Source organism: Plantibacter cousiniae (nom. nud.), assembly GCF_977070315.1.
The window spans coordinates 81594-104772 of the sequence record NZ_CDRVEU010000012.1 but is presented as its reverse complement, the minus strand read 5'-3'; the positions used below and the strand labels follow the sequence as shown (position 1 = coordinate 104772).

Below are 23179 nucleotides of genomic sequence, written 5' to 3'. Positions count from 1 at the left end.
AGCACGGATGTACTAGAGGCGGCCTATTACTGATTATATAAGTTCCGATCAACAGGCAGGCAGTTATTCAATAGCTCATCTGTACTATGGAAGTAGGTGTCGGCAACTCTTATCATCGCGCGGTTTTATTGAAACGTTAGAAATCGGCGTGGCCTCGGGTAACGTTGACAGTTGCAAATTCGCCATGGACGCTTATAAATCACAACGGCCGCAGATTAAAATGACCCTGTTGAAAACTACACTTGGCCTTGCCGCTGTATTGGCATCCACTCAACTTCTTGCTGGCGGCTTCGCCCGTACCGAGCAAAGTATCGCCGGTATGGGCAGCGGTCAGGCTGGCCGTGCATCGATGGCTGAGGACGCCAGCACGGTGTACGGTAATCCGGCAGGTATGGCGCGGCTGGACAACAGCCAAATCACCATGGGGGCCGCGTTCGTGGACGCATCCACTGACATCAGCCATGCCGCCGGTCGTTCACAAGGGAGTAATGATGGCAATATGGTGCCCTTCAGCACGGTGCCGTTCGGTTTTTACACCCGGAAAATCGATGAGCACTGGGCGTTCGGCCTGGGGCTCTACGCACCCTTCGGTTTGTCCACCGATTATGAAAGCAGTTTTCAGGGGCGCATGTTCGCCAGCAAAAGCGAGATCAAGGTGGTGACGTTGCAACCCACCATCAGCTACGCCTTCAATAACAGGCTGTCGATTGGCTTCGGTCCGACGTTCAACCGAATTGCCGGAACGCTTGAATCAGACATCACGCTTAATCCGGCCATTGCTGACACCCGTGTCAAGGTTTCAGGTGATGACACGGCCGTGGGCTTCAATATCGGCGTGTTATTCAACGCAACCGACTCCACCCACGTAGGCCTGACCTACCATTCCAAGGTCGATTACAAGCTGGGCTGTCACACGCAAGTTTCCACCGGCGCAGGAACGCCGCCGCAGTTGCTTGCGAGCAACCGTTACGACTGTACGTTGAAAGTGGCCACGCCGGAGTCTTACGATTTTTCAGTGACTCAGGAGCTTAGTGACGCCTGGACACTTTACGCCAGTGCGACCTGGACAGGCTGGAGCAGCATGCAGGACTTGAGCCTGCGCAATCAACCGGTCTCGGCCGCGCAAGGCGGCACGCTGGCTTCGGCACTGACCGGCTCCATTCAGGAAGGCCTGAACTGGCACGATACATGGGCTTACGCGCTCGGTACTGCGTATCGGCTGGATCCGCAGTGGGTGTTGCGTGCGGGCGTGATTATCGATCAGTCGCCGACCGGTAATACCGGGCGTTCACCCCGTACGCCGACCGGGGATCGCGAGGTCTTCAGCGTAGGGGCGGGTTACGACGTCACGCCACAACTGAGCCTGGATGTCGCCTACTCGTATCTTCAGGAAGAAAGTGTCGATGTCAGTCGCGCCAATGCACTGGGCAGTTACAGTGCGACGTACAAAAGCCGTGCGAGTTTATACGGTATTGGGGCGACGTATAGATTCTGATCCTGAAAGAGACTCTCATAACGCCCGGTTAAATTTTCCGGGCGTTGTTCTAATGCCGGTCAGTTAGCCTGGACCGGCTCGAGGAAGGTCCAGGTTTTTGCGGGGGTGACATAAAAATTTAATGGCTTGTTTCTGTGATCAAAAACAGTACGCCGTATAGCGCATCTGTACTATTGATACGCCCTCAGGTCGTAGATACAGTCCCGTGCGATGTGCATGTCGTGGTTACTTAAATAATGGATGCGTGGGTAACTCCTGCATCGATCAGTCGGCGGAGTATGTGAATGAAAAGTGCAGCCTTGTTTCCGTTAGTTCTGGCCTTGTCAGGATGCGCGGGGCTTGATCAGGCCATGTCGGTGACAAACGGGGTCTTTGATCAGACCGGAGATTTGCTGAGCGGGGATCTTCGGGGGCTGACAACTGCCAAGCAAACGACATTGACGGAAATCTGGAACGACTGGGAAACCAATGAGGTCACTGCCAAGGAAAAGTGGGACGCTAACACGCTGATCATCCCTGGCATTGTGCAGCGCATTACCAAGACAGGAACAGCCATCGGTCAGAATCAGATTGCGATCATCTTCACCGACCCCAAGAACCCCAAATGCACCGGTCAAGGGCTGACCCGCGATGACTTGCTGGTGAGCAAGAAGAAGATCAGCGGATTAAAGAAAGGCGACAAGATTCTGATGAAGGGTGTTCTCGGCACCAGCGAGTCAAAATGGACCGACAACGATTCCTGCTGGCTGTCTTTCGACAAGGCCGAGTTTACGCTTCAAAAATGACAGGCTGAACCGCCGGTAATCGCAGCATTACCGGCTTCACACTTATTGCTGAGCGGTCAGTATGTGTAGAACCGGTCGACCGTCTCGCCGTTGAAGAGTATGACTATCCTGTTGATCACCTTCTTCATACCCGTACTCTTCGTTCCTGTGACGGTACTGACGTCATCCATCACATCTTCGGCATCTCCCAAGTGACCATCTGCCTGCGCCAATACTGAGTTCGACGTTCCGGCGCCGTACTTGTAACTGTACTTGTAGGCCATTTTCTTCAGCATTGCCACGCCTGATTCGCCACGCTCGTATGACCACTGTGCGGAGTTGTCGCCGACATCATCTTCCGCCGAATTCGGAGCACCAAATTTCGCCCGGATTTGAGATTTGGTCGATTTTTTGGGAATGATATTGGCTTTTATATAGTCAGGCTCAAACTTAGGCTCACCCGTCAACGCATCCAGCCCGCCAAGAGGGTTACTGCCCCCCGTCGAACAGGCCGTTAAAGCGGCCATGACTGTTATCGCAACCGCTAAACCTTTTAGCCGCGCCAGTGAATAATAATTGCCCATGCCGAATGCCCCTGATGGTAAATCAGTTGTTGAAGGTTTTTATAGACAGACAGAAACGTGCGAAAAAGCCTTGCGGTGACAAGCTTTTCAGCGTCTATATATAATGAAGTCGTTTCTTTCTTAGCTTAGGCTAACGGCGTAAGTATTCACTATAGTACAGGTGTACTAGCGAACTATAACGCCGTTGTAATCAAACTAACGTGCGCTGTTGGCTGACTGTCGCACTCAGGACCCGGTAAGAGACGCGCGACGTGTCGTCTGCATCAAGTCCATCTTGAAACTCAGGAGCAGTGAACGTAACTCTGCAGGCCGTACCGGTTTGGACAGAACCGGTATCTGTGGGTCATTCAGCGATTGCTGTACATGCTGAATCTCGTGGCCAGTGATGACGATTGCAGGTATCCGGCGGCCATGCAGTTGGCTGAGGTAGCTAATGCAGTCTGCGCCTGTGGCGCTTCGGTCGAGGTCGAAGTCGGTAACGACCAGATCGCAATCGACGCTCGCTTGAGGGGTGGCGGAAGCGGTCTGGACGTCGCAGCCCCATTTGCGCAGCAGCATCGCGGTGGCCTGCAGCACGTTGTAATTATCCTCGATCAGCAGAACACGTAAACCGCCCAACAGGTGTTTGTTCCAGTCGATGTCCGGAGCGTGCGCGATTTGCCGTGCCGCCACAATCGGTAGCCCGCTGATGACAACCGCAGTGCCTTTATCCAGGCGCGAACCAATCCGGATGTGCAGCTTCAGCAGACCGGCGATGCGTTTGACGATACTTAGCCCAAGCCCTACGCCTTCAATGTCCTGATCACGCTCTTCGCGGACGCGATAAAACTCGTTGCACAAATGAGGGAGATGCTTTTCCGAAATACCGCGGCCCATGTCGTAGACGCCGATGTCCAACGTCCCCTTGCGGGGTCTGCAAGCAATAAGCAGGGGTTTGCCGGGGGCATATTTAAAGGCGTTCGAGATAAGGTTTTGCAGCAGGGTGCGAAGCAGCGCAGGGTCGCTGCGTATCTGTTGCCGGCACGGGCGCACGCGGATTTCGACACCGGCCCAGCTGGCCGCCTCACTGTTCTGGCTGACCAGGCCATTGATTAATGCGTCCACATCAATCGTCTCGAGGCGTGGACTCACTTCTCCCTGATTGAGGGTATAGATATCCAGCAGAGAGCGGAAAAGCTGTTCTACAGCGCTGAGTGCCCGGTCGATGTTATCGACCAAGCGGCGCTCGTCTGTGCCCAATGAAGCGTCGCGCAGACAGGCAGTAAACAGGCTGATGGAGTGAATCGGTTGCCGCAGATCATGGCTGGCCTGGGCAAGAAACCTTGATTTCGCCTCATTGGCCGCCTGGGTTTCATTCAGTGCGATGTGCAATCGCGAGAGCAGGAAGTAAACGAACGACGGCAGCACCAGCATGGTCAGGATCATCATCACCGCAACGGCGGGATGCTCTTGAAGGAAAGGGGTGAGCTGGATGATCAGGCACAAAGACGCCAAGGCAAAGCCGGTCGCCAGCAACAGGTAATTGCGCCCGTAACGCATGCCATACCCCACCGTCATGCTGAGCATTACCGAGTAAACCGGCAGCATCGGTTCGCCACCCACAGTGATTGTGACGATCCCGGCCATGTTATCGACGACCAGCGCGAACATTCTGCGCCGGGTAGACACACCGGGCCGTACTGCAATACGCCAGATAAGCCCGATACCAACGATGGCGAAGCCCAGGCAGTAGCCGAGAATGACCCACATTCGGCTGCCGGACATGTCGTCCAGTGCGTGCATGATCAATGCGTACAGTGCAGAGGTGGCAATCACTGCCATGCGCAACAACGCCTGGATCATTTCCAGGTCTCTGCATCGGGAGAGAATCGACATCACGTTTTCCTGGTCAGTCCAGTACTGCTGAGAGGCACGTCATGTGTTCAGCGCGTCGATGGCGGTACACAGATATTGTATAAAAGAAAAGGGGGCAGGCTCTGTACGAAAAGTGGGTGCGCTTGGGGACGTTGCGTTAAAGAAACGGGGCGGGATGCGCGTCCAGTCAGCATGCTCTTTACATCACGTAGCGTCGAACGCGACCTCGGCCGCTCCGCGACTGCTTTTGCCTTGCCTGACCTTCGCGCCGGCGTTTCGTCCAGAACCTGGCAATGTCGGCGCGCTGTATAACGCAGGCTTTAGATGTTCGTGAGTACGGAACCCGGAGGCAGTCCGGGTCCTGTCACTTGCATGCGATGGCCTTATCAGTTCTGCCAGGTGGTGTAATAAATTGGAATACCGCGCGAGTTGGTGATAGAGGCGTAGTTATAGCCGGGGGCAAACGACTCGCCGCCTGCGAAGGTATAACCAAAAGCACTGAACTCAATACCGCCTCCCACGCAGTCCAGCTCTGCCTCGTTCAACAGTCGAACTGCCTGACCGGTATGAAGCGTTTCGTGTGCTTTTTTTGGGTTAATTGCTTGAGTCATCGCGTCATTTCCTCTAAGCGGGTCATTGAAAAGTCAAGTCTTCCGTAGCAGCGACCTACGGCAGAGAGCGTTATTAAAATCATCCCCTGACGCGAGTAGCAATAGTACACATGAGCTATCTGTGCCGCTGTCTTTTGGCGACTAGTTCATGTGTGCTATTGAGGTGGTCGGTCGCCAACGCTTTAATACGTCGCGCTTTAAATACGGTGACGTTCAGTCGGTCGGTGCAGGGTTTGCCCGTTACTCATGTGACGGCTATATGAAACTGTCCGGCTTCTATTCGCCCCTCTCTTTAAATACTGTCGAGCCCTGTGGTTTCTTATGGCGCATTCCTGATGATCGACGCGATGCATATTTATGCTCTTTCGACCTGAAGCGCTCGCCGCTCAGAAGCGCAGCACGCTGGGTACGGTCTTGTTGATCAGCCCGGTATCGATGCGCCTGGCAGCCGCCGTCGCGCTACTGTTCTGCATCTGCATGGGGCTGTTTCTGACTTTCGCTACATACACCAAACGTACGGCGGCGAGCGGTGTGGTGCTGCCTGAAACAGGTCTGATCAGGATTTATGCGCCGCAAGCCGGGGTGGTCAACAACCTGGGCATCAGCGAAGGGCAGCCGGTGAATGCCGACGCTGTGTTGATGGCGTTGTCCAGCGATACGCAAAACGGCGAAGCGGGCGGTGCGCAACGGGCGATCAGCCTCTCGATCAAACGACGTCAGGAAAGCCTGACTCAGGAGATCGACAAGACCCTGGCCCTGCATCAGCAGGAGTTGGAAGGCAAAAAGCGTCAAGTCGAAGCGTTGGAAACCGAACAGCAGAAAATACTCGCGCAAATCGACCTGGCGCGTCAGCGGCTGGCGTTAACCAAAGGGATTGCCGAACGCTACGCCAACCTGCAACGCCAGGATTATGTGTCCCGTGATCAGCTTCAGGAAAAAGAAGACGCCGTGCTGGACATGCGCCTGCGTGGTGAAGAGCTGAATCGCTCGCTGCTGACAGTGCGCGCCGAAAGCACCAGGCTGCGCGCGGAGCTGGTCGAGTTGCCGTTCAACCACAGCAAGCAACTGGCCGATCTGCAACGCAGGCTGGCCGAGAATCAGGACCAGTTGGTCGAAAGTGAAACCAAACGGGAGGTCCTGATTACTGCACCAACGGCCGGTGAGGCAACCGCCATCGCGGTCTCCAACGGCTCACGGGTCGACAGTGCGCGGCCGCTGCTGAGCATCGTGCCTGCCAATGCAAAGCTGCACGCGGAGTTGTATCTCCCCAGTCGCTCGGTGGGCTTTGTGCGCGCCGGCGATACCGTGATGTTGCGTTATCAAGCCTATCCCTATCAGCGCTTTGGCCTGCAGCCGGGCAGGGTGTCGTCGATTTCACGTACTGCATTGCCTGCTGAGGAAGTCATGACGCTGGGCAATGTTTCCGAGCAGATGCGCGAGCAAGGCCCTTTCTATCGGGTCACGGTCGCGCTGGCGTCACAACTCATCGAGGGTCAGGGCAAACGCGAGCGCTTGCGCTCCGGCATGCAGCTTGACGCCGACATCATGCAGGAAAAGCTGCCGCTCTATGAGTGGCTGCTCGAGCCTTTGCGCGGAATAGGAAAACGCCTTTGAACCTCAAAAATGCGTTCACTTTCGGGGTTGGAACCAAACTGCCGGTGGTGTTGCAGACCGAAGCCACTGAATGCGGTCTGGCGTGCATGGCCATGATTGCCCGTTACCATGGACAGCACAACGACCTTTTTTCTCTGCGTAAGCGCCTTTCGCCGTCGATGAAAGGCGTGAACCTCAAGCAACTGATCAGCATGGCCGCGCAACTCGGGCTTGGCAGCCGGGCATTGCGCGTTGAACTGAGTGCGCTGAGTCAACTGCAACTGCCTTGTGTGCTGCACTGGAACTTTAATCACTTCGTGGTGCTCAGGGAGGTTACGGCGTACGGCGTGGTGCTGCACGATCCTGCGCGTGGCCTGTGCAAGCTGTCGCTGGATGAGGTGTCGGCGGCCTTTACCGGCGTGGCGCTGGAGGTGTGGCCCGAGAGTGATTTCCAGCCAGTGGCTGCCCGGCCGCCGATTTCGTTGCGCAAGTTGCTGGGGCGAGTGCACGGGTTTGGCCGGGTGCTCACCCACGTGCTGCTGTTGGCACTGGCGCTGGAGCTGTGCACTATTCTCAGCCCGTTTTTCATGCAGACCGTGATCGACAAGGTGCTGGTCAGCGCTGATCTGGATCTGCTGGCGGTGCTGGCCATCGGCTTCGGCATTCTGTTGATCGTGCAGCATACCGTTGCGCTGGCCCGTGGGTGGGCGCTTATGTACCTGAGTACAATGCTCGGCGCGCAGTGGCAGATTAATGTGTTCACTCATCTGCTGCGTTTGCCAGTAGCGTTTTTCGAGCGCCGCCATCTTGGCGATATCGTCTCGCGCTTCGGCTCTCTGAAGTCGATCCAGCAGACAGTCACCACGTCGTTCATTGAAGCCATACTCGACGGGCTGATGACGGTCATTACGCTGGGACTGATGATCGCTTACAGCCCTAAACTGGCGTTGGTAGCCGTGGTGGCGATGGTGATTTATGCCTTGGCGCGCTGGGCATGGTTCGGGCCGTTGCGGCGTGCCAGCGAGAATCAGCTGGTCCATGCGGCTCGTCAACAATCACACTTTCTGGAAAGCGTGCGCGGCGTGCGCACCATCAAGCTTTTCAATCGTCCTGAGCAGCGTTGCAGCGCCTGGAGCGCCTTGCTGGTGGAGGAAATCAACGCTGGCTTGCACCCCCAGAAACTGCAACTGGCTTATCGCACCTTCAACGGCGTACTGTTCGGGCTGGTGACGATCATTGTGATCTGGCTGGGCGCCACGCTGGTGCTGGAGGGGCAGTTCAGTGCCGGGATGCTGATTGCATTCAACTCGTACAAAGAGCAGTTCAACGGCCGCGTCGCCGCGCTGATCGACAAGATCGTCGACGTGATCATGCTGCGCCTGCATGGTGAGCGCCTGGCCGACATTGTGCTGCAGGACGCCGAGCCGGTTTCGGGACTGGATGGGTCGGATGACGCCAGCAGTGAGAACGTGCCCAGCCTTGAAGTACGTGATGTACGCTTTCGCTATTCCGAGTACGAACCTTACGTGCTGGATGGTGTGTCGATCCATGTTCGCGCTGGCGAGTCGGTCGCCATCGTCGGTCCGTCGGGTGGCGGCAAAAGTACTTTGCTCAACGTCATGCTCGGCATCCTGGCACCCAGCGCCGGTAGTGTTCTGCTGGATGGACAGCCGGTCGGGCCTGATCATGTCAGCAGGCTGCGGCGCCTGACCGGCACGGTACTTCAGGATGATGTGCTGTTCGCCGGGTCGATTGGCGACAACATCAGCTTTTTCGAGACCAGTGCCGACCAGCAATGGATTGAGCAGTGTGCACGGCTGGCCGCTGTCCACGATGACATCGCACAGATGCCGATGGGCTACAACACGCTGGTGGGTGACATGGGGACTGTATTGTCCGGCGGTCAGAAGCAGCGGGTATTGCTGGCCCGGGCGCTTTATAAAAGACCGCAGTTGCTGTTTCTCGATGAAGCGACCAGCCATCTGGACATTACTCGCGAAGCGGCGGTCAATCAGGCGCTTGAGACGCTGAACATCACCCGGATCATTGTCGCCCACCGACCGGAAACCATTCGATCGGCGGATCGGGTCGTGGCGCTGGCCAATGGTCGAATTGCCTACGACGGCCCCGTGCTCGGAGAGCCTTCAGCGCAGGGCTCCGAGCCGTGATGCGCCGTGTCGGCAAATGGGCCTTGTCGAGCGTCGCCGGTATGTTGCTGGCGTCGCTGTGCATGGCGGATAACCGCGTACCGGCGTGCCCTGGTTCCAGTCGGCTTCCCGACACCCTGAACCTCGCGACGGCGGTGTCTGTCGCGTTGTGTGCCGATCCCAAGTTGCGTGAAGCGTGGCTGACCGAGCTGGCGCGTCAAGCGGAGATGGACGCCGAGCATTCGGCCTACTACCCGACCGTGGAAGGGCAGTTTCAAAAAGGCCGGGCCGGCAAGACCACGCGTTATCCGGGGTTCTCCGAAGCCAATTCAAGGCTGAACGCCAGTACCAGCATCTACGGCGTGAACATGAGCTGGGTGCTCTTTGACTTCGGTCTTCGCGCCGCAAAAGTCGAAAGTGCCCGGCAATTATTGAACGCCGCCAGTAGCAGCCGCATTGAGGAAGTGCAGAAGTCGATGCTTGCCACCGCCAGAGTCTTTTACCAAGTGCAGGCCAACACCGCGCTGTTGCAGGCCAAAGTCAGTGCAGAACGTCTTGCCGACAACAGCTTGAAAGCTGCTGACGCGAAATACCGTGCTGGCGCCGGTGAGCAGACTGATCGTCTGCAGGCACAATCCGATTTTGCCGAAGCGCAGCTGGATCGAGTGATGGCGGAAGGCGACCTGGCAGCGGCGCGCGGCGAATTGGCCAGCCAGCTCGGGTTATCACCCGGTGCCCCGCTCAAACTGGTTGCGTTGGATGAGCCGGGCAGTGAGGACGTAGCGTTTCTGGGGGACGTCAATGCATTGATGGAGCAGGCCAGGGCGCTGCATCCCTCTATAGAAAAAGCCCGTGCGGACTGGGCGGCGAGTCAGGCAAGAGTTGATGAGGCGAAAGCTCAGAGCCGACCCTCCATCTCGCTGTTCAATAACTACAGTCGCCAGGATACGCCCATCGAGCAGGTTTCCACCCGTCAGGAGATAGACACCTGGACAATCGGTGTGCAAATCACGGTGCCGATTTTCGATGGCTTTCTCAATCGGCGCAGGGCGAAGGCTGCCAGTTACGAAAGCGCTGCTCGCGAACAGGCGTTGCATGAGGTTGAAAACAGTATTGCGTTGAGCGTCTGGAAGAGTCAGCAGGCGCTGGAATCCAGAACCCGGGCACTGGCCATCAGTCGTCTGTTTGTCGAGAGTGCGAGCAAGTCTTATGAAATTGCCCAAGGGCGTTACAAAGCCGGGGTGGGCAGTATTCTCGAGCTTCTGCGCTCGCAGAATGATCTGGCCTCAGCGACTCAGAAACGTGTGGAATCGTTGGTCAACTGGCATAACGCCAAGCTGCAACTGGCATCTGACCTTGGCAGTCTGAACATCGACGACTGAACGTTTTTCAAGCACTTACTTGATCGCCAGGCTGGAGATTTGCGCTGCGGCGGCCGCTCGGGTGGACACGCCCAGCACCTTGAGCAGGCTAGAAACATGTATACGCACAGTGAAAGGCGAGATACCCAGATCCTTGGCGATTTCCTTGTTGGTTTTACCGGCAGCCACCAGGCCAAGTACTTGTTTCTGACGGGCAGTAAGAGGGCTTAGCGCATTAACGGCCGATTCGTTGAAAATTGATCCTTCAGACTTGTACTTGACGACGACTTCGCCCTGACGGATAGCGACGATGGAGTCGGTTATTTCCTGCGGGTCGATGTTCTTGCCGATAAAGCCATCAGCGCCGTTCAACATGACTTGGGAGATGGTCTCCGGATCATCGATCATCGAGACCACGATGATCGAGGTGCGTCGGAACTCATTGCGCAGTTCGGCGATGGTGTGCATCGACTCCAGACCGGGAAAGCGCAGGTCGAGAATCAGTGTGTCAACTTCGTCACCGGAGCGCGCCAGCGTCAGCACTTCATTGAAATTGCCGGCTTGCTCAATGAGTGCTTCTGGCAGTAGACGTTCGATGGTGCGCAACATGCCTTCGCGAAATAAGGGGTGGTCGTCAGCCACTATGATTCTGCACGCCATGCCTCTGCTTCCGAATTTTTAGTCGGGTTATCATACTCGATAGCAACAATATGTATCGCCTGTGATACAAAATTAGAGTCATTATTTACGCGCTGCCGCGACACTCTGGAAAGGCCGGTTTGCAGGACGCCAATCAGATGATGGTGGCGACTGAAGTGTAATTAAGTTGCCGTGCAAAATGGCACACCACAAGCCTGTACTGCGCACGATCCCAAGCGGTATGAGTTCGCAGTAAATCGAGGTGCGTTGATGGACGACCGGAAAAACGCTGAACGGGATCAGGCAACGCTGAGGCTGATCGTGGCAACCTGCGCGATCATCTATGTGTCGCTGGTGGGGTTTCTGCCTGGGCTCGATGTAGCGAAGTATCAACCGATCATTCTCTATTACGTCGCCTTTCTGGTGGTGTCTCTGATTCTGCGCCAGCACATCATCACTTACCCGGGTGTGTTTCCGGTGCGCCGTGTCTTCGGGATGGTGCATGACTACACCGCAATTTCCGTCGGCCTGGTCGTGGGTGGTGAAGCAACGCTGCCGATTTTCAGTGTGATGGTCTGGGTGACCCTGGGTAACGGTATGCGCTTCGGCTCGCGTTATCTGGCGATTGCAGCCTCGCTCGCGCTGCTGGCGATATTGATCATCTATCAATTGACGCCTTACTGGCAGGCGCAACCATTTGTGGTGCTGATGCTGATCGCTGTCACAATTCTGGTGCCCGGCTACGCTCACATTTTGTTGGTAAGGGCTCGGCAGGCGTCAGAGCAGGCGACTGTCGCCAACCGTGAAAAAGAGCGTTTTCTCGCCCAGGCGAGCCATGATCTGCGCCAGCCCATTCACTCCATCGGCATGTTCACTGCGTGCCTGCGCGCCAGCCCGCTTGGCGAATACGAACGGCAACTGGTCGACAACATCGATCGTTCCCTGCACAACCTTTCGCAGTTGTTTCGCTCGATTCTGGATATCTACACGCTTGACAGCGGCAAGGTGTCGGCCAAGTCGGACGTGGTCAATCTGGGCGACATGCTCAATGAAATCGTGCAGCAAAATACGGCGGCTGCCCGATGGGCCGGCGTGGAGTTGAGAGTCCGGCCTTGTCGACGCTGGGTCAGAGTCGATGCCACATTGCTTGCCACGATGGTGCAGAACATTCTGTCCAATGCACTCAAATATGCCCCCGAGCACCCGGTGCTGATCGGTGTGCGTCGCCGCAACGGTGGCTTGTCGATCAGCGTGCACGATCAGGGGCGTGGCATTGCGGCGGAGCATCTGCCCAAAGTCTGCGACGAGTTTTACCGTATCCGGCATGTGCGCGACAAGGACGTGGAAGGCGTAGGGCTGGGGTTGTCCATCGTCAAGCGACTCAGTCAGATTCTGGAAGTACAGATCACTATCGATTCGCGGGTCAACCGCGGCACCACGGTGACCATTCACGGACTTGAAGAAGTGAGTGCTCCGGTACAGCCTGTGCGCAGAAAACCATTGGGCGACAGCCTGCTGAAAGGCGTCAGGATCTGTCTGGTGGAAGACGACCGCAACGTGCTGATGGCCACCGCCGCATTGTTGGAACGATGGGGGTGCGAAGTCCAGACCGCGCTTTCAGCCGAGGGCCTGACTACCAATTGCGACATCATCGTCGCCGATTATGATCTGGGTACGACGGCCAACGGCCTTGATTGCATCGAAAGCATAAGGGCTGCCCGAGGCTGGGACGTACCGGCACTCATCGTCACCGGGCGAGAGATGGACGTCGTTCTTGAATCGTTGCATGGCGCGGAAGTGTCCGTACTGTCCAAGCCGCTGCGACCATCGGAATTGCGCCTGAACCTGTTGTCGGTTCGGGAGAGGCGGGTGAATGTGCCCTGATCTGGCCAGGGCACACAGGGCATCAACCAATGAATGGCCCACGAATGTCTGACGGTGGAGGCACGTCAGGGAATGGATAGACGCAGACCGGATCAGGCTTGATCACGCCAACACCGGGTACCGGCATGATGGTGAAATCGGCACCACCGGACACCCGCTGCAATTCGGCATCTGTCAGTTCATGGGTGTTAATGGTTTCTAGGGGGCGGGACATCATGTCAACTCTCCTGGTCGCTATGAGCGTTTTCACTGAGGCCGCCAACAGCGACAGCTGCAAACATGCCGGCGAATCCAATGTAGCTCCATTGAAAGTCCAGGCTGGCGGCGATCAGAAAAGAAACCGCTGTGAGCCAGAACAGTAATGACGAATTGACGGCTTTCCCAAATACCTTATAACGATCGGATGTCATAGGGTTCTCCTAAGTACTGCATAAGTGCCTGTAGCACAGTGTTCACGCAGCATGACAAAACGTGTTATTGCGCCATCTGGTAGCTTTGGAACGCATCAAAAGCGCTGACAGCTGCCACACCGGCCAGTATCACTCCGGCACCGACCGCAGTCGCAGGTGCCAGAGCGGTAGCCGCCACCACCACACCAATGGCCGCAACGCCTTCGCCGGTGCTCATGCCACCGTTGATCTGCGACATTTCCTGCTCGTTGAGTTCGCGCATCATCAATTCTTTATTCATGGATCATTACCTTTTTATGGAGTCAGTTACTACCTGACGGGTAAGTAAGCCGATGCTCGTCAAGGCTGTTCAGACACAGCCTGTTCCGCGCTAAAGGCAGCGACAATACTCAACGAGTGCGCAGTTAAATCAAATAGTGCAGGTGTGCTAAACGGCACGTACTGGCAGAGTTGCGCAACGCTCCGCATCACACGTGCAGGGCTGTCCAGTCTTCGATCAATCCGGCATACAACTCGACGCATTGGTGAAGTTTGTCGACTTCACAATACTCATCGACCTTGTGCGCCATAGCGGGCTCCCCCGGGCCGAGAATAAGGGTGGGCGGATAGCCGATGGCGGGGAGCAGCACGGCAGCATCGGTAAAGTAGGGCACTGCCTTTTCCTCCAGGGGAGCGTCATGCAAGGCCTGGCAGCGTGCAAAAACCTGTTGCACCCAAGGCTCGTCGGGGCTGGCACAAATACCAGGCAGATCAATCAGGGTGCTCAACTCCGCGCTGCTGCCCAGGTGGGCCGCCAGCCGTCCGCGAATTTCATCGTGGTCCAAATTCGGTGCAGTGCGCAGGTCCAGGGTGAACGCTGCGTAGTCCGGCACCGAGTTGATGTTCAGGCCGCCGCTGATGGTGCCGACGTTCAGCGTCGGCTTGCGCATGAGTGGATGTGCAGGGCCTACTTCAAAGGTCTGCGCGCGGCCAATGTGTTCGGCGGCCAGGTAGATAGCGTTCACGCCTTCTTCCGGCATGGCGCCGTGGGCCGTCAGGCCATGGCTGGCGCAGCGCAGCCATAACGCGCCTTTGTGCCCGAGTATCGGGTAGTTGGCCGTCGGCTCTCCGATCAGCAGTGCGCCCAGTTCACCGAGCAAGTGGGGCGCGTCACTGCACAGTGCCTTGGCGCCGTCACAGCCGGTTTCCTCTCCGCCGGTGAGTATCAGGCGAACGCCGGGCCCGCGCCGAATGGAATCACGGCTGCGCTGGCAGGCCACGATGAAGGCGGCAATGCCCGCTTTCATGTCGCTGGATCCTCGCCCGTACAGCCGGCCGTCGGCAATCTCACCGGCAAACGGCGAGTGACTCCAGGTGGCATTGCCGAGCGGTACGGTATCCAGGTGGCCGGTGAACCCCAGCGGTTTGCCGGGGCCGTCGCCCTCAAGCCAGGCGACCAGATTGAAACGGCGCTCACCGAAACGCTGCAGCTCGCAGACAAAACCGTGGCGGCTCAGCTGCTCGGCAAGAAAAGCCGCACACGCTTCCTCGTCGCCCGGCGGGTTGAGGGTCTGGAACGCTAACAGTGCACGGGTCAGGGCTATCGGGTCATCGAGCATCGGAGCCTCCGGTCAGGTACGGCGGGTCAGCCAGTCGAGGCTGTTGATCCAGAAGCGGCGATAGCCTTCCCAGTCGAGAAAAGCTTCCGGCAGCCAGTGTTCGGAAAGGTCGCTGGTCCAGGCCAGAGAGCGTCCGGCACCGACTTCGCGCGCGGCAAGCAGCGGGTGCCGAGAGCCTTCGACGGTGGCCAGCAATTGAGCTTCGGGATGCAACTCAACTTCGTTGTAGCCAAGCAGGTACGGCCATTCGCCGCCCAGGCCTTGCAGTATCGGGTGATCGCTGTTGATCTGCGGCAGAAAGCCTTCCGGCACTTCGACACGATCGTCGTAAGGCAGGCAGCGCACAGGCAACACTTCCTCGACAGGCGTTCCGCGGTAGCGCGCGCCGCCGTTGATGCCTTGAAAGCTGAAGTAGCCGCCGACCATCATCAATGCACCGCCCTGCAAGACGTATTCGCGAAGGGCTTTGAGGCGGTTGGGCGTACGCTTGCCACGCAGCCAGGTGTCCGGGTGCAGCAGCAGGGTATTGGCTCCGATGTCGGAGAGGATCACCGCCTGATACTGACTGAGTGCTTCAACCGTGGCCGGAAAGTCAGTCTGTGCCTGATCGGCGCACATCTGCGTGATCTGATAGTCGCTGTCTGCCATCGCCGCAAGCAAACGCCGTGCGCCATTGTGCGCGGTGACGCTGTCGAACTGATCGAAGCCCTTGATGTGGGTTGACGTGCTGACCCATGATTCGCCAGCCAGCAATACGGACTGTTTCATGACGTTGCATTCCTCTGCGATGAAAAAGGAGCCTGGAAGCCGCGCTGGAAGACCCGGCGCGGGTTGTCGATCAAAAGGTTTTCGAGTTGTTCACCGGTAACGCCATGGCGGCGCAGGCGCGGGACAAAGTGTTTCAGCAGGTAGCCATAACCATGGCCGCCGTAACGGGTCAGCATGGTTTTCAGAAAGACGTCCTGAGACAACAGCACCTGCGAGCCGAAGCCGTGCTCGATCAGAGCGACGATGGCCCGCGCGTTTTCTTCATCGCTGGGCGACTGCGCGTGCTCGTCGGCGAAGTAGTAACCCATGCCGATCATGTCGTATTCCAGAAACGCGCCGCGTGCCGCCAGCGCATGCTGATACGCAGGGTCGCTGTGGCTAGGGTTCATGTGGCACAGCACCGTATGGCGCAGGTCGGCGCCTTCAGCCTCAACGATGTCCAGTACCCGGTGGCCGAGGCGCTCCCAGCCAGGCAGGTGCACCGAGAGCGGCACGCCGGTCGCAGCACTTGCACGGGCTGCGGCGCGCAGTGATTTTTCTTCGTCAGCCGTGAACGCGGCAGAAACACCAATCTCGCCGATCAGGCCGGCAATCACCTCGGGCTTCTCTTCACCGCCGCCCACGTCATGAATGATCTGCTCCGCCAGTTGTTCCACCGAGCGTTCGCGCACGTAATGCGGGTGCGAGGGTTCCAGATAGAAACCGGCACCCATGATGATATTCAGGCCGGTGAGACGGGAAATCCGCTGCAAGGCCTGCGGGTCGCGGCCGATGCCCAGATTGGTCGGATCGACCACCGTTTCCCCGCCCAGCGCCCGGTACTCCAGCAGTTCTTCGCACGCGAGGTCGACATCGAACAACTGACAATTGTCGCGGCTGACCAGCGGGTTCATGTGCAGCTCGCCGAGCAGTTCGATGCTCACCGGGCGCTCGGCCAGGTGCCGTTCGCCGCAGCAACTGGGTGCGACCCATTTGCCCGATGCGTCGAGCAGAATGTGTTCGTGCATCAGGGTGACGCCAAGGCGCTCGACCGGCATTGGCCCCAGCACCGTCATGGCATGGCCGCTGTCGACGCCGAGTGGAAGGGGTGAAGGATGACGAAACAGGCTCATGCTCCAGCCCTCCCGAGTGGGCGGCCGGTACGTAGAATGCGTGTGTTCAGCCAGATCGCCAATAGTACGATCAGGCCCGTGGCGATTTGCGTGTAGAACGGTGAGACGTGGGCCAGAATCAGCCCGTTCTTGATCGCTGCCATGGTCAGTACCCCCAACAGTGTGCCGACAATCGTGCCGAAGCCACCGAACAGGCTGGTGCTGCCGAGGACCACGGCGGCAATCACTTCCAGTTCGAAACCTTCGCCCTGATTCGAGGAGCCACTGCCCAGCCTGGCCGTGACGATCATGCCCGCCAGGGCGGCCGCCATGCCACTGAGCATGTAGACCCGCAGTAGCACCCCGCGATGATTCACCCCAGCACGGCGCACGCTTTCAGCGTTGGCACCGATATCCACGCCGACCTGTACGGCATTGTCGCCATTAATCACAGCGTCGATTGCCACCACCGGGATTCCCGCCTGCGCAGCTGCGGTGACCGCAGGTTTGATACCGTTGACGTCGATGGCGCAGACCAGAATGGCGTCGACCTTGTCCTGAATATAGGCCTCGATGGCGTCGTTCTGGGCTGCCGGATTGTCGTTGGCGTTGAACACCACCAGCTCTGCTCCGGCAGCTTTCGCCGCAGCCTGTGCGCCCTGGGTAATCTGGGTGAAATACAGCGCCTGCTGGTTGACCTGTACCAGAGCCAGACGTTTGCCGGTCTGGGCCTGAATGATGGGTGACAACGCCAAGGCCAGAACAGCGCCGAGGGTCAGGGTGAAACGCTTGCTAAAACGCAGCATTGCCATCCTCCTAGTCTGTTTGCCGGTGCGGCAAATCAGATCGGTAAACCGGTTTACCAGTCGTTTCAAAAAAAAGACAAATGAGCTTTGTCTTCAGGTTTGAGAACTGGAGAAAGCAGGTTGTGTGCCATTTTTTTCACGATCCCTGCCAGTCACCGTACGTCCTTGATGCGCCACAGTTTTCCGCAATCATCGGCTTTTCAGGATGCCGATGGCAGTGCACCGATTTAAGGCCGGGTGTTACTGGTTGCCCCGCAATCAGTCACTGCGCGTTGCTACCGTGCCCCGGCAGACCAACTCTACGGGTACGCGCACGACGTCCTGTGTACAGTCGCCGCCCGCCATGCGCTGCAGCAATTGCGCCACGCCGAGACGGCCAAGCTCCCTGGAGGACTGGCGGATGGTACACAGCGGTGGGGTCAGCAGACTGGCATACACGGCGTCGTCGAACCCCACCAGCGACATGGCGCCGGGCACGCTGATATTGCGCTCACGCAGGACATCGAGCACGCCCAGAGCGATGAAGTCACTGGCGGCGAAAATCGCCTCCGGAGGGTGGGGCAGGGTGAGCAGCTGAGCGGTTGCGATACGCCCGAACTCACGGCTGTAATCTCCAAAGCAGAGGTATTCCGGCACCTCTGCGATGCCCGCCAGCGTCAGCGCTTCCCGGTAGCCGGCATAGCGCTCGCGGGCACTCATCAAGGCCGGCGGCCCGGACACATGAGCGATGCGTCGATGGCCATGGCGGATCAGATAGTCAGTCGCCAGGCGACCGCCCTGATGGTTGTCGGCGAACACTTTGGGCTGCGAGGTGCCGGGAACGTCTTCGTCGAGCAGAATGATATTGCGGTAGCTCGCCAACTGACTGGCCAGCGTGCCGTCGTCCGGACGGTTGCTGACCAGTAGCAAGCCATCGACGTTACGTGAATCCAGCCAGCGCACAAAGGTGCTTTCACGTTCAAGCAGGTTGCGGGTGACACACAGCACCAGGTTATACCCGTTGGCGGACGCCTCTTCCTCGGCCGCGTCTGCCAGCTCGGCAAAAAACGGGTTGGCAATGTCCGGCAGCACCAGACCGATGGTCTCACTGCCGCCTTTGCTCAGGCGTCGGGCCAGACTGTTGCCCCGGTAGTCCAGCGCCTTGATCGCCGTGTCGATACGTTTCGCGGTCTCCGGCGGCAGGCTGATACTTCGATTCAGGTAGCGCGACACCGCAGCCTTGGAAAGGCCGGCATGGTTGGCGACATCCTGAAGTGTTACGGGTCTGGTCATGGCGGTCGGATTTTATACCTGAAAAACGAAGCATTGACGTGAGGTGCCGGTATCTTCTCATGCGTGCCCGAACAGCCCGACGATTTTCTCTGCGGGTGACGTCGAAAAAATCCATGTGGGGCGTTGGTCGGCCAGATCTCGTTAACCTTTTGTACGTTGGCGACACGCTCTGCTCGGGCAAATGTGTGCGGTCTGGAGCTTTTAGTGCGTCACTGAATATGGCGCATTATGTGTATGTTGTCGCATGACTTATGTCTGATCACTTCACACACTACGGTCACGCAAGTAGCTTAGGTATTCATTGCATTGACTTTAAGACATTCGCCACGAATGTCGATCACTTACAGTGATGGTTCTCCATTGAAGAAGTCCCTCTTGTTTGCTTAATGGAACCGCACAGCACACTGCGACACTCATTTACTCAATTTTCCAGTAAATGCGGGCGATGAGTGTTTGCGATGAATGCTGTTCAGCCAATTATAAGTTCTGCTTATTTTCAATATTTTCTCGGTGATAGCAACTGGCTGCTTTCTGGGGGCTGTTCATTATCAGCAGGCGTTATCCATGAGTGGATCAACCCGAAAAATGGCTATTTGCCTTGTGAGTATCGGTTGATGGCATTCAAGTCTGATAACGGTCCTGATGCCTGTCATTCCAGGGACGAATGTTCATCGCGTGCCGCAAGACGAACGTTCAGGAGGGCTTAATGATAAATCCCGTAAAACACAATTTCAGTCACCTTGGGTTTTCAAACGCTCAAAGTACCTCAGCACTGGGGCCTGTCAGTAATAAAGTGCCCAACTTTGTTTCGCGAGGGCGAGGCAAGGGGGTTCCAGTGGAGCAATTCAATACTGTCGAAGAGTGTCGTTTGGCGGGGCGGCAGGACAGCGTACTGGATTCGATAGACGGCAAAGAGTTCATGCAACTGCTGCAGAAGTACACGGCCTCTGAAACAACCGAAGAAGAATTTGCCGACCTGAGGGCCGCCATACCGCGCTACTCCATTGAGTTGGCCGAGTCGGATCACCCTAAAGTGCTTTATCGGGGGATATCTCTGGATGATGAGACTGCGTCGCTGTTACTGACTACCTCCAAGGGTTACCGCAGTCGTGAAATAGCCCATGGTCTTATTCACGGCCTGCGCGTGGTTAAAGGCGTTTACACCGCGACCGGGGTGGCCAGTGCCTCGACAGTGTCAGCCGTTTCGCAAGGCTTTGCGCTGGTGAACGCGAACAGGAAAAAAGAAACACCGGTTCTTTTTGTACTGAAAGCGATGCCTGCCGTTCCCGCGCTCAACCACAGTGGTGCGAAGGGGGTGACACTCAGTGAGAGCCGGTTGCCGTTATCGGTGGCCAGCAAGAGTGAACATGAAGTCATTCTGGATATCACCAACCGGTACGAAATTACGCAGGCTCGCCGGAGCGGTGAGTTCATTGTCGTCGACATGACGGTTTTAGGACGGTCCAAGAGGGGAGGTGAATTCGCTCTCGTCGAGACTGACAAATGGAAACAACTCTCTGGCGCCAAGGGCTCTAATCCAGGTGGATTGTTTCAAGCGCCCAATGGCGTTAAGTGGTATGTGAAAACCAACCCGTCTGCCAATAGGCTTCGAAACGAGGTGCTTGCCTCCAGGCTGTACCGTGCCGCAGGAATCGATGTTCCTGACATAGAGCTGGCGTCCCGCAAAGGCAAGCCCGCACTGATTTCAAAACTGATAGTAGGGAACCCCAAAGACCTCGATACGCTGGCAAAAAATAGCCAGTTGAAGTGCGGCTTTGCTGTGGATGCCTGGCTGGCGAACTGGGATGTCATCGGTCTGACGGGGGACAATGTCATCTTCAATCACCGTAACAAACCCGTGCGCATCGACCTTGGCGGCGCGCTGGTCTTCCGCGCCCAAGGGGAGCACAAGGGTAATCAGTTCGGTACCACGCCCATGGAACTGGTCACGATGCTGTCTCGTGAAGACAATTCGTCCAGTCGTGTCTTTCGGAACATCGAGCGTAATGACATCCGCGAGGGTATTGCAGCGATAGAAAAAATACCGGATGCGCGTATTGCCGCACTTTGCGCAGAGCATGGTCCTGGCAATCACAGCGAACGCATTGAGCTCGGTAAAAGACTGATCAGTCGGAAGAAGTGGCTGGTCGATATGAAGCAGACGCTTCCTTATATTCATCGCCAAAAGAACGAGCGTGGCAATGTTGTCACTGTTAAAAATCCCACGTCTCCCAGCGCTTTGGATACGTGGCGTGATCGATACGCCACAGCCGTTTTTGTACCCCACAGCGTTGTCCGTGGCAGCATGAACAACCTGCCGTTCAGATCATTTACGCCCCCCAACACAATGGATGGCTGGCGCCGATTTACAACCCGGGCGGTCAACTTCACAGAGCCGGAATTTAAGCGTTCCCAGCACCTTGCTCCCGCCAGTGGAGCGATCATTTTTGAGCCCGACGGCAGGGTGTGGATCACCGAGCCGACCAATCACCCGTTCGGCGCAACGCACGCTTTTCCCAAGGGAAAGCAGGAAGCCGGTTTGAACTTGAGGACCAATGCACTCAAGGAAGTCTACGAAGAGACGGGGCTTCTGGTGAAGTTCCACGGCTTCATCGGTGACTACGACCGAACAACATCCCGAACTCGTTATTACCTTGCCAAACGGATCGATGGAACACCGTCCGATATGGGCTTTGAATCTCAAAGCGTCAAGCTGGCAAACATTACCGAGGCCAAAAGACTGCTACCCAACGCCGTGGATATTGCCATCTTGCGAGACGCAGAGCGGGCTTATCTAAAGGGCCCCTTTTAATGAATATCCCTCTGCTTGAGCGCTGACAGACGATAAAGAGGATTTCTGAAGCCCTGCACAAAAACCCGTTCACCCAAACGCGTTACCTCCACAAAAAGGAGTAATGAAATGAGTATGAATACCTCTGTAAGCAACAACAGCCCGGGGTGGTCCCCTGTTTCATCGGGCAACCAGGCTCCGAGTCCGGACTATTCAGGTAAATCGTCGAGCAATGCCGTGCACTTTCTTCCTCCGGAAAGTACCCGGCGCGCGCCGAACACGGTGAGTTGGGGGAATGGCGCGCCGACAACCGCCACCACCGGGAATGGACGAGCAGGAGGGGGCGATCAAAGTGACTTGATCGAGGCGTTGACGACGCTGATTCAGGCGCTGCTGAAACGCTTGCTCGGTGATTCTTCCGCAAGTAACTCTTCTGCAAATAACCCTTCCGAGAACCCGTCCCCCGCTTCGTCCGGGCCAGGTCGAGCTTCTGCTTCTCCCGGCGGCGCTGCCAGTTCGACGCCAGACTCAGGACTGTCTGAGCAGTCAAATCAAACCCAACCGTTCAATAACACTGGCTTGGGTTCTCATGGCGGCGCGAATACGGTTCCTGACCGAATTGCGTCTCCTGAGGCAGCGCAAAAAATGGTCGAAGACGTGAAAAATGCCGGAGGGGAAACACTTCGTATCCAGATGACCCATGACCAGATCAATGACCCGGCGCAAATGGCCAAGCTCAAGGCGATGGTCGATGCCGGCGACAAACAAGGGGTCAGGATTCAGTTTACGTTTCGTGACAACGCCAATGGCGGTGGTGGCAACGTCTTGTCCGGCGACAAGCTCCGACAAGCCGCCGACGATGTCAAAAACGTGGTATCTGCCCTTGGAAACCATCCGAGTTTTGTACTCGATACGTTCAATGAGGGCGGCAAGAGTGCCACTCAAGGTTGGGCCGATATGCAGAGCACGCTGATCAAGTCAGCCCGCGACGCAGGTTACAAAGGCGACATCGTGGTGGAGGACAGCAATTGGGGTGGTGGTCTGACAGCCGGCGGGGAAAGCGGACTGGTCAAATACGCTGATCAGTTGAAAGCCGCCAACGGCAGCAACAACCCTGGCCTGATCGGCAGCATCCATGAGTACGCCAGCGGTGCCGATGCCTCCTCGCGTCTGTCATCGGAGATCAAGGCGCTTACGAGCGCGGGCTTCAAGCCGCAAATCGGTGAAGTCGGTAACGCCAACTGGACCGGAGGCGGTAACTTCGAACAGCGCGACGGCGCCAACCAGGCCGTGAAAGACAACATGGGCGCCCTGAAAGCGGCCGGTGCCGATGTGCTGCCATGGATGGACCAGTTCGAGAACGGCAAGATCAAACACGATGTCGGTTTCTCGAAAGGCGATCAGTTTTCCTGATCCTGTTTCATGGAACCTGATGTGCCTGTTGACCACTCAGCGGGCAGCTATCTGCGAGGTCGCCAACGACCAGTGCAGAGCGGCGAGTTGGAGAGGTT

At 57.1% G+C, this 23179-nt stretch carries 20 protein-coding genes; 8 read left to right on the top strand and 12 right to left on the bottom strand.

The features are described 5' to 3' along the window. Positions 1 to 220 precede the first annotated feature (220 nt). On the top strand, positions 221 to 1495 hold the full coding sequence (locus tag ACW55A_RS21495; RefSeq protein ID WP_498811588.1) for an OmpP1/FadL family transporter: 1275 nt from the start codon (positions 221 to 223) through the stop codon (positions 1493 to 1495). Positions 1496 to 1779: 284 nt separating this feature from the next. Beyond that, the gene (locus tag ACW55A_RS21490; RefSeq protein WP_455809639.1) at positions 1780 to 2280 is read left to right on the top strand and encodes a hypothetical protein; all 501 of its coding nucleotides are present in this window, start codon (positions 1780 to 1782) and stop codon (positions 2278 to 2280) included. A 56-nt stretch (positions 2281 to 2336) separates the two neighbouring features. On the opposite strand, the gene ACW55A_RS21485 is transcribed toward ACW55A_RS21490, so the two are convergent. The 3 genes from ACW55A_RS21485 to ACW55A_RS21475 form a co-directional block, all read right to left on the bottom strand. Next, positions 2337 to 2843, bottom strand: coding sequence for a hypothetical protein (locus ACW55A_RS21485; protein ID WP_003371192.1), 507 nt, complete (start codon positions 2841 to 2843; stop codon positions 2337 to 2339). A gap of 225 nt (positions 2844 to 3068) precedes the next feature. After that, entirely contained in the window at positions 3069 to 4718 is a 1650-nt protein-coding gene (locus tag ACW55A_RS21480; protein ID WP_058396821.1) for an ATP-binding response regulator, read from the bottom strand. A gap of 365 nt (positions 4719 to 5083) precedes the next feature. Continuing rightward, a complete protein-coding gene (locus tag ACW55A_RS21475; protein WP_024662187.1) occupies positions 5084 to 5308 on the bottom strand; it encodes a hypothetical protein in 225 nt (74 codons plus the stop codon). Between the two features lie 357 nt (positions 5309 to 5665). Here ACW55A_RS21475 and ACW55A_RS21470 point away from each other — a divergent pair, with 357 nt between their 5' ends. From ACW55A_RS21470 to ACW55A_RS21460, 3 genes are read left to right on the top strand one after another with little or no spacing between them, the layout of a single operon-like run. Beyond that, a complete protein-coding gene (locus ACW55A_RS21470) occupies positions 5666 to 6922 on the top strand; it encodes an HlyD family secretion protein (protein ID WP_455809640.1) in 1257 nt (418 codons plus the stop codon). Next, complete coding sequence (locus tag ACW55A_RS21465) at positions 6919 to 9069, top strand: peptidase domain-containing ABC transporter (protein WP_455809641.1); 2151 nt, start codon at positions 6919 to 6921, stop codon at positions 9067 to 9069. Before ACW55A_RS21470 ends, ACW55A_RS21465 begins: the two co-directional genes overlap by 4 nt. Then, positions 9069 to 10430, top strand: a complete 1362-nt coding sequence (locus ACW55A_RS21460; RefSeq protein ID WP_498811638.1) for a TolC family protein — start codon at positions 9069 to 9071, stop codon at positions 10428 to 10430. The genes ACW55A_RS21465 and ACW55A_RS21460 overlap by 1 nt, the downstream gene beginning before the upstream one ends. A 15-nt stretch (positions 10431 to 10445) precedes the next feature. On the opposite strand, the gene ACW55A_RS21455 is transcribed toward ACW55A_RS21460, so the two are convergent. Then, positions 10446 to 11069, bottom strand: a complete 624-nt coding sequence (locus ACW55A_RS21455; RefSeq protein WP_498811587.1) for a response regulator — start codon at positions 11067 to 11069, stop codon at positions 10446 to 10448. A gap of 249 nt (positions 11070 to 11318) precedes the next feature. On the opposite strand from ACW55A_RS21455, the gene ACW55A_RS21450 reads away from it, so the two are divergent. After that, positions 11319 to 12932: an ATP-binding response regulator gene (locus ACW55A_RS21450; protein ID WP_003371205.1), complete on the top strand. Its 1614-nt coding sequence runs from the start codon at positions 11319 to 11321 to the stop codon at positions 12930 to 12932. A 22-nt stretch (positions 12933 to 12954) separates the two neighbouring features. Here the strand turns inward: ACW55A_RS21450 and ACW55A_RS21445 are convergent, their stop codons facing one another. From ACW55A_RS21445 to ACW55A_RS21410, 8 genes are all read right to left on the bottom strand, one after another. Next, on the bottom strand, positions 12955 to 13149 hold the full coding sequence (locus tag ACW55A_RS21445; RefSeq protein WP_003371208.1) for a hypothetical protein: 195 nt from the start codon (positions 13147 to 13149) through the stop codon (positions 12955 to 12957). A gap of 1 nt (position 13150) precedes the next feature. Next, entirely contained in the window at positions 13151 to 13342 is a 192-nt protein-coding gene (locus tag ACW55A_RS21440) for a hypothetical protein (RefSeq protein WP_003430765.1), read from the bottom strand. A gap of 64 nt (positions 13343 to 13406) precedes the next feature. Continuing rightward, the gene (locus ACW55A_RS21435) at positions 13407 to 13622 is read right to left on the bottom strand and encodes a hypothetical protein (protein WP_003371213.1); all 216 of its coding nucleotides are present in this window, start codon (positions 13620 to 13622) and stop codon (positions 13407 to 13409) included. Between the two features lie 187 nt (positions 13623 to 13809). After that, the gene (locus ACW55A_RS21430) at positions 13810 to 14940 is read right to left on the bottom strand and encodes a M20 family metallopeptidase (protein ID WP_058416298.1); all 1131 of its coding nucleotides are present in this window, start codon (positions 14938 to 14940) and stop codon (positions 13810 to 13812) included. Positions 14941 to 14952: 12 nt separating this feature from the next. Then, the gene (locus tag ACW55A_RS21425) at positions 14953 to 15708 is read right to left on the bottom strand and encodes a glutamine amidotransferase (RefSeq protein ID WP_003430764.1); all 756 of its coding nucleotides are present in this window, start codon (positions 15706 to 15708) and stop codon (positions 14953 to 14955) included. Beyond that, positions 15705 to 16820, bottom strand: a complete 1116-nt coding sequence (locus ACW55A_RS21420) for a phosphotriesterase family protein (RefSeq protein ID WP_498811586.1) — start codon at positions 16818 to 16820, stop codon at positions 15705 to 15707. Before ACW55A_RS21420 ends, ACW55A_RS21425 begins: the two co-directional genes overlap by 4 nt. Beyond that, positions 16817 to 17605, bottom strand: a complete 789-nt coding sequence (locus ACW55A_RS21415; RefSeq protein WP_498811585.1) for a substrate-binding domain-containing protein — start codon at positions 17603 to 17605, stop codon at positions 16817 to 16819. The genes ACW55A_RS21420 and ACW55A_RS21415 overlap by 4 nt, the downstream gene beginning before the upstream one ends. A gap of 258 nt (positions 17606 to 17863) precedes the next feature. Next, entirely contained in the window at positions 17864 to 18877 is a 1014-nt protein-coding gene (locus ACW55A_RS21410) for a LacI family DNA-binding transcriptional regulator (RefSeq protein ID WP_455809690.1), read from the bottom strand. A 706-nt stretch (positions 18878 to 19583) separates the two neighbouring features. On the opposite strand from ACW55A_RS21410, the gene ACW55A_RS21405 reads away from it, so the two are divergent. Then, a complete protein-coding gene (locus ACW55A_RS21405) occupies positions 19584 to 21689 on the top strand; it encodes an NUDIX hydrolase (RefSeq protein ID WP_498811584.1) in 2106 nt (701 codons plus the stop codon). 108 nt (positions 21690 to 21797) lie between these two features. Then, on the top strand, positions 21798 to 23081 hold the full coding sequence (locus tag ACW55A_RS21400) for a cellulase family glycosylhydrolase (protein ID WP_498811583.1): 1284 nt from the start codon (positions 21798 to 21800) through the stop codon (positions 23079 to 23081). Positions 23082 to 23179: the final 98 nt, after the last annotated feature.

What these genes read in the sequence shown, in the direction of transcription:
- ACW55A_RS21495 (WP_498811588.1), top strand. Translation starts at nt 221, where the DNA reads ATGACCCTGTTGAAAACTACACTTGGCCTTGCCGCTGTATTGGCATCC.
- ACW55A_RS21490 (WP_455809639.1), top strand. Translation starts at nt 1,780, where the DNA reads ATGAAAAGTGCAGCCTTGTTTCCGTTAGTTCTGGCCTTGTCAGGATGC.
- ACW55A_RS21485 (WP_003371192.1), bottom strand. Translation starts at nt 2,843, where the DNA reads ATGGGCAATTATTATTCACTGGCGCGGCTAAAAGGTTTAGCGGTTGCG.
- ACW55A_RS21480 (WP_058396821.1), bottom strand. Translation starts at nt 4,718, where the DNA reads ATGTCGATTCTCTCCCGATGCAGAGACCTGGAAATGATCCAGGCGTTG.
- ACW55A_RS21475 (WP_024662187.1), bottom strand. Translation starts at nt 5,308, where the DNA reads ATGACTCAAGCAATTAACCCAAAAAAAGCACACGAAACGCTTCATACC.
- ACW55A_RS21470 (WP_455809640.1), top strand. Translation starts at nt 5,666, where the DNA reads ATGCTCTTTCGACCTGAAGCGCTCGCCGCTCAGAAGCGCAGCACGCTG.
- ACW55A_RS21460 (WP_498811638.1), top strand. Translation starts at nt 9,069, where the DNA reads ATGCGCCGTGTCGGCAAATGGGCCTTGTCGAGCGTCGCCGGTATGTTG.
- ACW55A_RS21455 (WP_498811587.1), bottom strand. Translation starts at nt 11,069, where the DNA reads ATGGCGTGCAGAATCATAGTGGCTGACGACCACCCCTTATTTCGCGAA.
- ACW55A_RS21450 (WP_003371205.1), top strand. Translation starts at nt 11,319, where the DNA reads ATGGACGACCGGAAAAACGCTGAACGGGATCAGGCAACGCTGAGGCTG.
- ACW55A_RS21445 (WP_003371208.1), bottom strand. Translation starts at nt 13,149, where the DNA reads ATGATGTCCCGCCCCCTAGAAACCATTAACACCCATGAACTGACAGAT.
- ACW55A_RS21440 (WP_003430765.1), bottom strand. Translation starts at nt 13,342, where the DNA reads ATGACATCCGATCGTTATAAGGTATTTGGGAAAGCCGTCAATTCGTCA.
- ACW55A_RS21435 (WP_003371213.1), bottom strand. Translation starts at nt 13,622, where the DNA reads ATGAATAAAGAATTGATGATGCGCGAACTCAACGAGCAGGAAATGTCG.
- ACW55A_RS21430 (WP_058416298.1), bottom strand. Translation starts at nt 14,940, where the DNA reads ATGCTCGATGACCCGATAGCCCTGACCCGTGCACTGTTAGCGTTCCAG.
- ACW55A_RS21425 (WP_003430764.1), bottom strand. Translation starts at nt 15,708, where the DNA reads ATGAAACAGTCCGTATTGCTGGCTGGCGAATCATGGGTCAGCACGTCA.
- ACW55A_RS21420 (WP_498811586.1), bottom strand. Translation starts at nt 16,820, where the DNA reads ATGAGCCTGTTTCGTCATCCTTCACCCCTTCCACTCGGCGTCGACAGC.
- ACW55A_RS21415 (WP_498811585.1), bottom strand. Translation starts at nt 17,605, where the DNA reads ATGCTGCGTTTTAGCAAGCGTTTCACCCTGACCCTCGGCGCTGTTCTG.
- ACW55A_RS21410 (WP_455809690.1), bottom strand. Translation starts at nt 18,877, where the DNA reads ATGACCAGACCCGTAACACTTCAGGATGTCGCCAACCATGCCGGCCTT.
- ACW55A_RS21405 (WP_498811584.1), top strand. Translation starts at nt 19,584, where the DNA reads ATGATAAATCCCGTAAAACACAATTTCAGTCACCTTGGGTTTTCAAAC.
- ACW55A_RS21400 (WP_498811583.1), top strand. Translation starts at nt 21,798, where the DNA reads ATGAGTATGAATACCTCTGTAAGCAACAACAGCCCGGGGTGGTCCCCT.